Here is a 12,697-nt window from a genome sequence, read left to right on the forward strand (position 1 = left end):
GCATAGCGCGACGGTGACTCATCATGCGGATCATTTCGTTTTCAAAACTTTGTCTGATCTCGACCATGCTCGTCTCTGCCGCAGCCCCGCATGCCATGGCACAGACCAAGCCCGCTTCAGCGCATGGCACGAAGGCGAAGGCAGGAACCGCGACCTTACCGCCTGCCACTCGTGCAAAAGTGGCGGCGGTCACGCCTCAGGCCGTTGGTAAATCGGCGGTTTACCTCAGCTCGACTTCCGAGACGTTCGACGTCAAGGCCAAGCATATCACGCGTGGCGCCCTCGTGACTGTAAGCCAGAAGCTCCTGTCTCAGGCTCCAGCCGGCACGAACCCTCTCAAGGTACTATCGCAATTGCCAGGCATCATGTTCCAGTCTGCCGAGCCCCAGGGTGTCGATATCTGGTCGCAGCAGCTTTTCATGCACGGCTTTCAGCAGCAGGAAATCGGTTTCACGCTGGATGGTATGCCGCTGGGTGAGCAGTCCCTTCGTAATTACAATGGTCTGAATACACTGCTTGCGATTTCGGCGGAGAATATCTCCCGCATCGATATCTCCCAGTCCGCTGGTGCTGAGGATGTGGCCTCGACCAGTAATCTCGGCGGATCGCTGGCTTATATATCACGCGACCCGGCGCACAAGCTGGGCGGGACAATCAATCAGGGTTTCGGCAGCTACGCCAATTACCATACCTTCCTCCGCTTCGACAGCGGCGATCTCAATCGGACCGGTACACGGTTCTATACCTCTTATAGTCGGCAGGACGGCCAGATCTGGAAGGGTACGGGTGATCAGTTCATCCAGCAGGTCAACGCCAAACTGGTGCAGCCTCTCGGGCAGGAGAGCTATTTCTCGACCTATTTCGACTGGGCCGATGAGCATCAGTTCTCGACGCCTGATACCTCACCTGAGGTTATCCAGAAGGTCGGCTACAAAGTGGCCAATTATTATAATGGCAAGCAGAGTGGACTCCAGGCGGCCATTAATGCAGCGAACGGAATTTTTCCTTCTTCCTTTGCCGGACTGGAGGATCCTGAGGATTCGGCCTATTACGATGCGACCCTCAACAGCGCCGATTATCTGGGGGGCATGCGGGCGCATCTGCAACTCACGGATCACTTGCTGTGGGATAGTACGGTCTATGGTCATGGAGAGACCAATCAGGCGACCTGGACCACGCCCTATTATCCCTCGCCAAATGGCTCACCGCTTTCCGAATTGCGCAAGGCGCCGGGTATAAAGCGTCTCGGGTTTTTCTCGCGTGTGCAGTATGAAACTCACGACAACACGCTGGGCGGCGGTGTCTGGTATGAGAACAACAGCTACCAGTCACCCGAATATGTGTTTCAGATGCCCAACATCGTGAATGGCCAGCTAACCGAGAAGCTACCCAATCCGCTGGATTACTGGAAGCATCCCTTTGCGAAGATTTTCAACCAGGACTACAGCACGAATACTTTCACGGCCTTCGTACAGGACACGTATCGTCCCATTGAGCATCTGGCACTCCATTTCGGTTTCAAATCCGTGCTGAGCACCACACGCGTGGGCAATGGCTATGCCAATCCGGATTATTATTCACCGACCACACAGCTCGCGAGTGGCGTCGGTCTGACCACGGCTGAGGCATTCCTGCCGCATATCAGTGCAGACTGGCATTTCCTCACGCATCATGAATTGTTCTTCGATATTTCGGAAAACGTTCATACCTATGCGCAATGCGGTTACAAGCTTTGTGCCTCTCCTTTTGCCGTGACACAAACGGCATTCGATCAGGGCAAATCCTCGTTCAGGCCCGAGACGGCCTGGACCTATGCGGCGGGGTATCGTTATTCAAGCCAGTATGCAGGGCTCTCGATCTATGGGTATCGCACGAACTTCAACAACCGGCTCCAGCAGGTCACTTCGGGCTCTTCCGTAAACCCCATTTCCACTGTCTCGAATGTCGGTGGGGTCACGATGAATGGTGTCGATACAGCACTGACCATCATGCCGGTGCGTAATCTCGTCTTCACCAACAGCTTCAGCTATGACCATGCGACCTACGACCAGAATATCAACGAGGCCGGAACGGTCTACCATCTCAAGGGCGCGCAGATCGTCAATTATCCACGCTATATGTACAAAACCCGCCTCTCCTATGACTGGCAGGGTCTGACTGCCTATGTCGATGCGAGTTTCAACAGTAAGCGCAACTTCAGCTATACGGGCGATGTCAAGGTGCCGTCCTATTGGCTCTCCAATCTGGGGATTCAGTATAATCTTACCCATATCGGCGCGATCAAGCGGAGCCTGCATCCCCTGAAGGATCTGACCCTTTCGCTGAGCGTCACCAATCTGCAGAACACGCATTACATCGCAACAATGGGAGAAAACGGGAATCCACTCAACATTGCGAATGGCGCATTATCCTACCAGTCTTTCCTGATCGGCGCGCCACGCATGGCCTTCGGCTCGATTAGCGCGAATTTCTGATTGGACATGCCTAGGATCAGTATTGACAGTTCGCACGATACATTCGTTGCGAGACAGATAGAGGTGGACCCGTCCGTTCGGACAGTTTTGTGGGCTTGATAAGCTATAGCCGGTTGTTGTCATGCCGCCTGTTTGACGACGTGGCTGTCGCTATTGGCCATCAGGTCCGGAGTTCGCCCCGGACCTGATGGTGTCGACATGCCATGAAACGCTTCATCAGGCGCGCGCCCAATCGACTGAGGGGTGTCTTGTCGAGGGAGGATGTGTCCTTGAACCGGCATAGATCGACCTTGGCACGCGTTTCAGTAAGTTAGCGACGAGCCAGAGCTGAGGATGCAGGGGTCTTCGTCAGGCGTTTGCCGCCGACCAGCTTGCGGGCCAGATATTGACCATCCCCCTCCAGGAAGCGGTTTACCTGTAGCCGGATCGATGCCTGCTCTTGCAGATTCGCTCATGCGAAGCCCCTGATACCAGAGAACCATATTTTCCCGATTGGCTCAGGGATGGCTCAAAATCAACGATATGGTAAATCAGGATTTCGCTTCTGACCGGCTGCATCCCGCAGAAAACTGCGGTTAATGCCGTGGTGTCCCGTACGGGATTCGAACCCGTGTTACCGCCGTGAAAGGGCGGTGTCCTAGGCCTCTAGACGAACGGGACTGGAGGCGTGAGCGGCTGATTATCCCACCCCCGGATGGGGGTCAACCCTAAATCGTGGCAGCGTCCAAAATAAAAAAGCTCAGCATATCCTGACCGTTCCACTGCTCGCAGCGCAGTTGCCCCGCCACGTGAAGCACCGGCATAGCCCGGTCTTCCAGCAGGGCAGCGAACGCCTTGTCTGCGGCGCGAAAGACCAGACCACGCAGCCTGCCGCCATCCTCGCCCTGCAGGATGACACGCAGCGTGTTGCCATCGCGCCCGATACGTTCGGTCTTGACGGCACGAACGCGGCTGATGGCAATGACCGGCTCTTCATGGCCAGCCCCGAAGGGGCCGAGGCGTGCCAGCTGTGCAGCAATTTCTGTCGTTGCCCCGCGAAGGGTCAGTACGCCGTCTATGCACAGTGAGTCGTGGCGCGGGCGGAGTCTGGCCTGGGCAAGCGCCTCGTCGAGGAACTGGTGAAATTCAGCTGCTCTTGCTGCGTCCAGAGAGAACCCGGCCGCCATGGCGTGACCGCCACCGGTAAGCAGCAACCCCGACTGGCAGGCGTTGATCACAGCCGCCCCAAGGTCGATGCCCGGCACAGAGCGGGCCGAGCCCTTGATCCTGCCATCCTGAAGAGCGCCAACCAGCACAGGCCTGTTGCAACGCTCACGGACACGACTGGCGACGATACCTACAACACCCGGATGCCAGTCCTCGCCATGCAGGAACAGGGCTGCGTGACCCCCCTCCAGCTGCGCTTCGGCCTGGGCATAGGCCTCGTTGAGGATATCTGCCTCGACAGTCTGGCGCTGCCGGTTGATTTCATCGAGTTTTTCGGCCAGCGCCCGGGCCTCGAACGCATCGTCGCTCAGGAGCAGCTTTACCCCGAGTTCGGCTTGCGCAATACGGCCGCCCGCATTGATTCGTGGCCCGATGGCAAAGCCACAGGCCATGGCGCTGGCTGTCTCTTTCACCCCTGCCACGGAGGCCAGGGTGGATAGGCCCAGCCGCTCGCCACGGCCCATTACGCGCAGGCCTTGGGCGACGAAAGCGCGGTTGAGGTCGCGCAGGGGCATCACATCGCAGATTGTGGCCAGTGCCACCAGATCGAGCTTGCGCAGCAGGGCAGGCTCCTCATGCGCGTCAAACCAGCCCGACGCGCGCAACGTCCGGCAGGTAGCAATCAGCGTAAGGAAGGCGACGCTCGTGGCGCAAAGATGCCCCAGCCCCGACTCGCAATCGAGGCGGTTGGGGTTGACCACCAGACAGTCAGGCAGAATTGCCCCGTCTGGCTTGTGATGGTCCAGCACGATAATATCACCACCCGCTTTGAGGCTGGTGAGCAGATCAACGGTGGCCGTCCCGCAATCGACACAGATAAGCAGGCTCGCCCCTTTGGTGCGCAGGCCTTCAAGGGCTGGCCCGTTGGGGCCATAACCCTCTTTCTGCCGGTCGGGAATATGGAAAAAGACCGGACACCCCAGCTCGCGAAGCGTTTCGGTCAGGAGGGTGGTGCCGCAGGCGCCGTCCACATCGTAATCCCCGAAGACGCCAATGGTCTCACCCGCCTTGACGGCGTTGGCCAGTCGCAGGGCAGCGTCATTCATGCCTGTCAGGCAGGACGGGTCTGGCAGCCAGTCGCGCAGTTTCGGGTCGAGGAAAGCAGGAATACGGGCGGCATCGACCCCGCGGCTATGCAGGATGCGGGCCAGTAATTCGGGAATGGCAGCGCGTTGCGCGATGGCCAGGGCGATGCGACCATCACCGCTGGCCAGCCTGTCATCGCGCCAGACCCAGGAACGCTGACTGCCACTTTCATGGACAGAAAGAACCGGTTCTGGCGAAGCGATGATCGTGGGAGCGTCAGACATACGCTCCTTTATAGGGTGGTATCAGTGACCTGCCCACGTCTTGGTGGTGAAATTGTGCCGCCCTTCAATGAAGCGCACCGTGGCAGATTTGGAGCGCATGACGATGGAGTGGGTGCGGGCAACGGTCGGGCCGTAGAAGCGCACGCCGCGCAGCAATGTTCCGGTCGTGACACCGGTGGCCGAGAACAGTACGTCGCCACGGGCCATATCATGCAGGCCGAGCTTGCGCGTCGGGTCATTGCCCGGATCCATCGAGCGGGCGCGCTCGATCTGGCTCTCATCCTCGAACATCAGGCGGCCCTGCATCTGGCCACCCACGCAGCGCACGGCTGCAGCAGCCAGAACACCTTCCGGCGCGCCACCCGAACCCGCATAGATGTCCACACGGCTTTCATCCATACAGGCCGCGATGGCGGCAGCAACGTCGCCATCGGTCAGCAGCATGACGCGTGCACCGGCTTCACGGGCGCGGGCAATCAGTTCCTCATGACGTTCGCGGTCGAGGGCACACATGGTGAGCGAGGAGATATCCTTGCCCTTGGCCTTGGCAAGGTCACGCAGCGTGGTTTCGATTGGGGCGTCGATATCGATCAGATCGTCCGGCAGGTTCGGGCCCACCACCAGCTTCTGCATGTAGATGTCAGGCGCATGGAGGAAGTTACCGCTCTCGGCCAGTGCCACCATCGTCATGGCGTTCGGCATGTCCTTGGCGCAGAGATTGGTGCCTTCAAGCGGGTCGACGGCGATGTCCATCTTGGGACCGCCGGCGCCCACCTTTTCGCCGATATAGAGCATCGGGGCTTCGTCCATCTCGCCCTCGCCGATCACGACCGTACCCTCGATCGCGACGGTGTCGAAAGCGGCCCGCATGGCTTGGACGGCTGCACCGTCAGCCTCGTTCTTTTCCCCACGGCCAGTCCAGGCCGATGACGAGATGGCCGCAGCTTCTGTCACGCGCACGAGTTCGAGCGCGAGGTTGCGATCCGTCACTTTATACTTAGGAGAGAAAGGCATCCGGTATATCCTATCTGTACTCTATCCAGCTGAGCCGGAATTGCGACACGCCCTGTTATGCCGGGATGTGCCGCCTTTGCCACATCACACAGTCTCGATTTTCATGAGCAGCGGTGTGCCGACGACAGTTTCCAGGGGCTCGAGGGCCGTCAGGACGGAAAGCATGGCCGCCTCGCTGGTTTCATGTGTGACAAGCGCCAGGGGAACAACCGTCTGTGAAGAAGCCGCTTTTCCGGCCTCCTCCGCCGCATGTTGCGAGAGGGCGCGCAGGGATACGCCGTAGTCGCGCAGGGCCGCCGTGATATCGGCCACCACGCCGGGGCGATCCTGCACAAAGAGGCGCAGATAATACTGCCCGGCCAGGTTTTCGCGCGGGGCGCAGGCGATTTCGGGCCGTGGGTCCATCCCCCATACGGGCAGGGCTGTTCCCCGGGCGAGATCGATCACATCCGCCATTACGGCGCTGGCGGTCGGTCCTGCGCCTGCACCACGGCCTTCGATCAGCATCGGACCGCTGAAGGCACCTTCGGTCAGGACGGCATTGAAAACGCCGTCCACATTCGCGATCGGAGCGGATTGCGGCACCATGCACGGGCGCATGGAGGCCTCGATGGTGCCCTGTTCATCACGGCGCGCACTGCCCAGCAGCTTGATGCGGTATCCCATCTCACGGGCAAAGGCCTGATCGCACGCGGCGATGTTGCGGATTCCCTCGACATGCAGGCTGTCGAACTGCACCGGCTGACCAAAGGCAAGGCCGGCAAGTATGGCGAGCTTGTGGGCGGCGTCCCAGCCATCGACATCAGTGGAAGGGTCGGATTCGGCATATCCAAGAGCCTGCGCCTCGGCGAGAATATCGCCGAAATCACGACCCGACTCGCGCATTGCGGTCAGGATGTAGTTGCAGGTGCCGTTCAGGATGCCGCCAACGCGCACCAGATTATCGGCCGCCAGACCCTCACGCACGAGCTTGATAGCCGGGATGCCGCCTGCCACCGAGGCCTCGAACAGCAGGGAGGTGTTGTTCTCGCGTGCCAGCGTAGCCAGAGCCGCACCATGAATGGCAAGCAGGGCCTTGTTGGCGGTTACGACCGGCTTGCCAGCCTTCAGGGCGGTTTCGACCAGCGTACGGGCTGAGCCCTCTGCGCCGCCAATCAGTTCCAGCACCACATCGACCTTCGGGTCGCTGGCCAGCGCGATGGGGTCATGATGCCAGGTCAGACCGGCAAGATCGACGCCACGGTCGCGGGTGCGATCGCGGGCCGAGACAGCGACCACCTCGATGGTCCGACCGGCACGGGCAGTAATGGCCTGGGCGTTCTCACGCAGAAGGCGCACCACGCCAGCCCCGACCGTGCCAAGACCAGCAATACCAAGATGAAGTGTTTGACCGTTCACGAAACTGCCTCTGCCTGTTTGACGCCGTGTTTGTTGAGGAAGGTCTTGATGGCACGCGTAGCCTGACGCAGGCGCTGCGTGTTCTCGACAAGACCGATACGAACGAAGCCCTCGCCATATTCACCAAAGCCCAGACCCGGGGCCACGGCCACACCGGCCTCTTTCAGCAATAGCTTGCTGAAATCGACGCTGCCCATTTCGGCGAAGCGCTCCGGGATAGGCGCCCAGGCGAACATCGAGCCCTGGGGAGAGGGGACGTCCCAACCCGCAGCATGCAGCCCGCGGATCAGCACGTCGCGACGTTCGCGGTACATGTCCCGAATTTCGGCCACGCAATCCTGCGGGCCGCTCAGGGCCGCGACGGCCGCCACCTGAATGGGGGTGAAGGCGCCGTAATCGAGATAGGATTTGATGCGTGTGAGGGCCTGGATCAGATGCGGGTTGCCAGCGGCAAAACCCATGCGCCATCCGGCCATGGAATAGGTCTTGGAGAGTGAGGTGAACTCGACCGCGATGTCCTTGGCGCCCGGCACCTGCAGGATCGACGGCGGCGGCTCATCGCCGAAATAGATTTCGCAATAGGCCAGATCGGACAGGATCCAGATCTGCTCGCGACGGGCGAAAGCGACCAGTTCCTTGTAGAAATCGAGCGATGCCGTGAAGGCCGTCGGGTTGGACGGAAAGTTCACGATGAGCGCGGTTGGCTTGGGGACGGAATGGCGCACAGCCCGCTCAAGCGCGCGCAGCATGTCCTCATCCGGCGTGGCGGGGATGGAGCGTACCGAGGCGCCCGCAATGATGAAGCCAAACTGATGAATGGGGTAGGACGGATTCGGCACCAGAATCGTGTCGCCGGGGCTGGTAATGGCCGAGGACAGATTGGCCAGACCTTCCTTCGAGCCCAGGGTCGCGATGACTTCGGTCTCGGGGTTCAGATCCACTCCGAAGCGGCGTTCATAATACCCCGCCAGGGCGCGACGCAGACCGGGAATACCACGGCTGACCGAGTAGCGATGGCTGCGCGGGTCGGCCACGGTCTCGACAAGCTTCTTGACGATATGGGGCGGTGTGGGGCTGTCGGGGTTGCCCATGCCCAGATCGATGATGTCTTCACCATGCGCTCGGGCCGCGGCCTTGGCCTTGTTTACCTCGGCAAAGACATAGGGCGGCAGGCGACGGATACGGTGAAACTCTTCGGTCATTTTTTCGGCTCGGGGGCACAGGGTTGAAATAAAATTACCGGAGTCAGGGCGACTCCGACAATCTTCACTAACCTGTTTCCAGAACCGGGTGAACCGTCCTCAGTAAGGCGAGCGGTCAATTCTCGCGCCACGACCCAGCGCGCCGGCGCTCAGACGGATATCCGATGCGGGGACGCCGTGCAGAATCAGGGTCTGTGCCACCACGCGCGCGCGCAACAGGCCGAGCTTGATGCCAATAACCTGCTCTTCAGGGCGGAATGACGTGATTTCGCCAAAACCCTTCACATAGACCACGTCATGAGGGCCACGCGTGCCCAGGAATTTGCCGATCGTGCTGTCCTGGCCATTCGCGATCTGGTCGGACGCCTGCTTGAAGCGGATCAGCGTGCCATGGGGCTCGGTCAGGTCATAAGAGGGCGGTGCAATGTCCGGCAGGGCGGCATCGCGCGGGATATCGAAGCCGGGAAAACGTGGCGCCTGGGGCGGAAGATCACCGATCTGCGGTAGCTCGCCCGGTTTGATCGGCGGCGGCGCAAAGCGTGTGACTTCTGGCAGAGCGGCCTCGGGCGGCGCTGTTTCAGCGGGCGCGGCCTTCTTCGCTGCCGGTTTGGCAGCCGGAGGCTTGGGAGCTGGTGAAGCAACCGGTGCGGGTGCCGGTGCAGCCGCCGGTGTTGTTGCGGAGGCCGGTGCTGGTGTTGCCGGCGGTGTCTGACCGGGCGCCACGACGCTCATTGATGAGCCACTGTCATCGCCAGCGGGGCGCGGTTTGGGCTGCGGCGGTGGTGGGGGCGCCGGGATGATGAGTGGGCCGTCAGCCACGGCAAGATGCTGGCTGAGATTGCGCTGGAGCGTCAGTTTGTCCGTCAGGGCCTGTCGGGCCGGGGCACTGGGCAGGTCGACTTGGGCGGTCGGGGTCAGTCCGACATGGGGGTAGTTGCCGTGAGCCCCCGGTGCAGGGGGACGCTGCTTGGCAATCTCACCACCCTGATATTGATGATACCAGTTACCGACCGTATCGACGGCGTCTCTGTGACCGCAGGCGGCCAGGGGCATTGCGAGCGACGCCATGCCTGTCACGACAAGGCCTTTTTGCAGCCAGCCTGTTTTCTGCATCTCTTCCGATCGACCTTATGAATTTCTTGTCCGGTTTCACCGCGCTCGCGCCACCCTAACCGTTCCTGCCCCTCGTGGCGAGATGCCTGATCCCCAGCAAAAATTGGCGGGGCTCTTGTGAGGGCCGCCCATCAAGCGCAACATAGAAGGGATGAACAGGCTGTATGGACATAGGAACACCATAATGCGTGGCACGACGCCTCAGGACATCTTCCGTATCGCACCACGTCTCGATGATGAAGATCCCGATACACAGAACCCCGACTCTCCGGAGACCAAGGAGCCCGCAGAAAAGGCTCCCGGTACCGAAATCGAGGGCAAGCTGTTCGAGCAGCGCAAGGTGCTGATCTTTGGCGGCATCAACGACAAGGTGGCCCGTGATGTCACAGGTCGTCTGCTCGCTCTGGCCGGGGCTTCGGACAAGCCGATCGATATCTACGTCAATTCACCGGGTGGCCATGTCGAGAGTGGTGACACCATTCATGACATGATCCGCTTTGTGGATTCCATCGCTCCCGTGAATATGATCGGTACGGGCTGGGTGGCATCGGCTGGCGCGCTGATCTTCGCCGCAGGTCGCCCCGAGCGTCGTCTGTGTCTGCCCAACACGCGCTTCCTGCTGCATCAGCCGATGGGCGGCGTTCGTGGCCCGGCAACCGATATCGATATCGAGGCCCGCGAAATCATCAAGATGCGCGAGCGCCTGAACCGACTGTTTGCTCGTGAAACCGGTCAGTCCTACGAGAAGATCGCCAAGGACACGGACCGCAATCACTGGATGTCGGCAGAAGAGGCCATTGCCTATGGTCTCGTCTCGCGCGTCATCAGTAAGATGAGCGATATCAAGGAATAAGAAGAGGAAGTCTCTCTCATGTCACGTCTTGAACAACTCTACAGCCATCTTCCCGATGCGCCGTCAGACAAGACCCTGGCCAAGGCCGATTTCGAAGCCCGTCACTGGAGCAGCGCCATTCCCGGCCCGCTCAAGCCGGGCACCGAGGAACACAAGCGCGCTGTGGCCGACATGTTCAGGGAGACGTTCAACCCTTACAAGCCTTCGGTCATCGAGTGGCCCAAGCTCGACCCGCAGACCCTGCATCGCATCACCTCGCTGCCGATCTGGGATATTGCGGTGCAGACCGAAGGCAAGGCTCGCCTGCGCATGGCGGCCTATGCCGACATGATCGACGATCCCGACATGAAGGACGCTCTGCGTCGCAATGCCTGGGAGGAGAACCGCCACAAGGAGGTGCTCTCCAAGCTTGTTGAAGCCTACAACATCCCGATGGCTCCCGAGCCGCCCTATATCGAGCCGAAAGATACCGAGTGGGCGTATCTGGTGACCGGTTTCTCAGAATGTGTGGATAGCTTCTTTGCCTTCGGTCTGTTTGCCCTTGCCGAGCGTGCCGGTCTGTTCCCCATGGAACTGATCGAGACGTTCGAGCCTGTGATGCAGGAAGAGTGTCGCCATATCCTGCTTTTCGCCAACTGGCTGGCCTGGCATCGCGCCACCATGCCGTGGTGGAAGCGCCCTGTTTTTGAAGCACGTGTTCTGGGTGTCTGGGCGTTCCTCGCCTATGAGCGCATGGATTTGGCCCGTTCGATCGATGCCGAGGGCAACGAGCACACGCAGGACAATAATTTCACCGTGACCGGCGCCAAGGACATGACGGACATGGACATCAAGGTGCCAGAGCTGATGCAGCTTTGCCTTGATGAAAATGACCGCCGCTTCTCTGGTTACGACCACCGTCTGCTGCGCCCCACCACCACACCCACGCTCGTCAAGACCGGGCTGGCTGCCTATCGTCTGTGGGGAAAAGCATCGGGGGCTGTGCGCGCCCGCCTGGGGCATAAGGAGCAGCACGCGCCTGCATGAGTGTGATTGAGCCGGGGTCAGAAGCCCATAAGCATTATTTCTGTCAGCAATTCATCGACACCCATCAGGTCTTCGACCCGGAAACCCTGCCATGGCCCGAGTTGACAGAGGAGGAACTGACCCGGCTCCGCGCTGTACCGTTCTGGCAGGAGGTGTATCACACCGAGCGCCGGGCCGGCGCTATCGTCGATGCCTTTACGCCCCAGATCATTGATCCCGAGGTCAAGGAGGCAGTACGGCTCCAGGGCTATGAAGAGGCGCGTCATGCCGATCTGATTCGTGTCATGATTGAGCGTTACGGTCTTGATGCCCAGAAGCAGCCGCTCGAGAAATTCCCGGCCGATCTGGAAAAAGCCTTCATCGATTTCGGTTTTGGTGAGTGTCTGGACGCCTTTCTCGGCTTTGGCGCCTTCAAGAGCGCACGCCAGTCGCAGTTCCTGCCCGAGAAGATGTTCGAGATCTTCGACATCCTGATGTTCGAGGAAACACGGCACATCGTTTTCTTCATCAACTATATGGCTTGGCGAGAAAAGCGTCGCGGCCTTGGCCGCGCAAGGCGTTCCGCCAAATCGCTGCGTTTCTATATCCGCGCGCTCAGCCGCCTGCTTGGGATGGTGAAACGTGGGCAGGAGCCCAATGACGGGCGCGATTTTGCCGTCACCCAGACCAATCTGTTTCTCGATGGATTCTCGTTCCGGGGCTTTGTCGAGGATTGCTATCGTGAAAACGCCCGCCGCATGACGGCGTTCGATCCTGGTCTCATGCAGCCTCGCCTGCTGCCCGGTATTGCCGATCTGGCGCTGCGCGGGTTGCGCCTGTGGGATAAAGGGCGTGGTCTTTCGCGCTAACAGGCTTAGTCCGTATGACCTTTAGAGAGACATCCAGCCCATTCCTGCGTTGGGCATAGCATCAGAAGAACACGATCAATCCATTAGCGGAGAAGATCATGAGTAAGCTGCTATATGTCGGACTTGATGTGCATAAGGAAACCATTTCAGTCACAACGGCTGAAGAGGGACGCATGGGAACCATCTGTTTCATTGGAACAATCCCCAATACGCCAACCGACATCGCCAGAATGGCCAAACGATTGAATAAAAA

At 59.9% G+C, this 12,697-nt stretch carries 9 protein-coding genes and 1 tRNA gene; 4 read left to right on the plus strand and 6 right to left on the minus strand.

Annotation, left to right across the window (positions count from 1 at the left end):
- The first annotated feature begins 65 nt into the window (after positions 1–65).
- The gene (locus ED655_RS01085; RefSeq protein WP_240993435.1) at positions 66–2,474 is read left to right on the plus strand and encodes a TonB-dependent receptor; all 2,409 of its coding nucleotides are present in this window, start codon (positions 66–68) and stop codon (positions 2,472–2,474) included.
- A 584-nt stretch (positions 2,475–3,058) separates the two neighbouring features.
- Here the strand turns inward: ED655_RS01085 and ED655_RS01090 are convergent.
- The 6 genes from ED655_RS01090 to ED655_RS01115 all read right to left on the minus strand — a co-directional run bounded on the left by ED655_RS01090 (position 3,059) and on the right by ED655_RS01115 (position 9,717).
- Positions 3,059–3,134, minus strand: a tRNA-Glu gene (locus ED655_RS01090).
- Between the two features lie 47 nt (positions 3,135–3,181).
- Entirely contained in the window at positions 3,182–4,990 is a 1,809-nt protein-coding gene (gene recJ / locus ED655_RS01095) for a single-stranded-DNA-specific exonuclease RecJ (protein ID WP_122048662.1), read from the minus strand.
- Between the two features lie 21 nt (positions 4,991–5,011).
- Positions 5,012–6,004: a class II fructose-bisphosphatase gene (glpX, locus tag ED655_RS01100; RefSeq protein ID WP_023979732.1), complete on the minus strand. Its 993-nt coding sequence runs from the start codon at positions 6,002–6,004 to the stop codon at positions 5,012–5,014.
- A gap of 84 nt (positions 6,005–6,088) precedes the next feature.
- Positions 6,089–7,402 carry a homoserine dehydrogenase gene (locus ED655_RS01105; protein ID WP_122048663.1) on the minus strand — a complete coding sequence of 438 codons (1,314 nt, stop codon included), beginning with the start codon at positions 7,400–7,402 and terminating at the stop codon, positions 6,089–6,091.
- Positions 7,399–8,604 carry an LL-diaminopimelate aminotransferase gene (locus tag ED655_RS01110; protein ID WP_062163717.1) on the minus strand — a complete coding sequence of 402 codons (1,206 nt, stop codon included), beginning with the start codon at positions 8,602–8,604 and terminating at the stop codon, positions 7,399–7,401. The genes ED655_RS01105 and ED655_RS01110 overlap by 4 nt, the downstream gene beginning before the upstream one ends.
- Positions 8,605–8,703: 99 nt before the next feature.
- A complete protein-coding gene (locus tag ED655_RS01115; protein ID WP_122048664.1) occupies positions 8,704–9,717 on the minus strand; it encodes a hypothetical protein in 1,014 nt (337 codons plus the stop codon).
- A gap of 184 nt (positions 9,718–9,901) precedes the next feature.
- Between ED655_RS01115 and ED655_RS01120 the strand changes: the two genes are divergently transcribed.
- The 3 genes from ED655_RS01120 to ED655_RS01130 are packed head-to-tail and all read left to right on the plus strand — an operon-like array spanning position 9,902 to position 12,444.
- A complete protein-coding gene (locus tag ED655_RS01120) occupies positions 9,902–10,570 on the plus strand; it encodes an ATP-dependent Clp protease proteolytic subunit (protein WP_023979736.1) in 669 nt (222 codons plus the stop codon).
- Between the two features lie 18 nt (positions 10,571–10,588).
- On the plus strand, positions 10,589–11,596 hold the full coding sequence (locus ED655_RS01125) for a ferritin family protein (RefSeq protein ID WP_023979737.1): 1,008 nt from the start codon (positions 10,589–10,591) through the stop codon (positions 11,594–11,596).
- Entirely contained in the window at positions 11,593–12,444 is an 852-nt protein-coding gene (locus tag ED655_RS01130) for a hypothetical protein (protein ID WP_122048665.1), read from the plus strand. Before ED655_RS01125 ends, ED655_RS01130 begins: the two co-directional genes overlap by 4 nt.
- Positions 12,445–12,697 lie beyond the last annotated feature (253 nt).

This window comes from Asaia bogorensis (assembly GCF_900465345.1).
Classification (GTDB): Bacteria; Pseudomonadota; Alphaproteobacteria; order Acetobacterales; family Acetobacteraceae; genus Asaia; species Asaia bogorensis_A.

What these genes read in the sequence shown, in the direction of transcription:
- ED655_RS01085 (WP_240993435.1), top strand. Translation starts at nt 66, where the DNA reads ATGCTCGTCTCTGCCGCAGCCCCGCATGCCATGGCACAGACCAAGCCC.
- recJ (WP_122048662.1), bottom strand. Translation starts at nt 4,990, where the DNA reads ATGTCTGACGCTCCCACGATCATCGCTTCGCCAGAACCGGTTCTTTCT.
- glpX (WP_023979732.1), bottom strand. Translation starts at nt 6,004, where the DNA reads ATGCCTTTCTCTCCTAAGTATAAAGTGACGGATCGCAACCTCGCGCTC.
- ED655_RS01110 (WP_062163717.1), bottom strand. Translation starts at nt 8,604, where the DNA reads ATGACCGAAGAGTTTCACCGTATCCGTCGCCTGCCGCCCTATGTCTTT.
- ED655_RS01115 (WP_122048664.1), bottom strand. Translation starts at nt 9,717, where the DNA reads ATGCAGAAAACAGGCTGGCTGCAAAAAGGCCTTGTCGTGACAGGCATG.
- ED655_RS01120 (WP_023979736.1), top strand. Translation starts at nt 9,902, where the DNA reads ATGCGTGGCACGACGCCTCAGGACATCTTCCGTATCGCACCACGTCTC.
- ED655_RS01125 (WP_023979737.1), top strand. Translation starts at nt 10,589, where the DNA reads ATGTCACGTCTTGAACAACTCTACAGCCATCTTCCCGATGCGCCGTCA.
- ED655_RS01130 (WP_122048665.1), top strand. Translation starts at nt 11,593, where the DNA reads ATGAGTGTGATTGAGCCGGGGTCAGAAGCCCATAAGCATTATTTCTGT.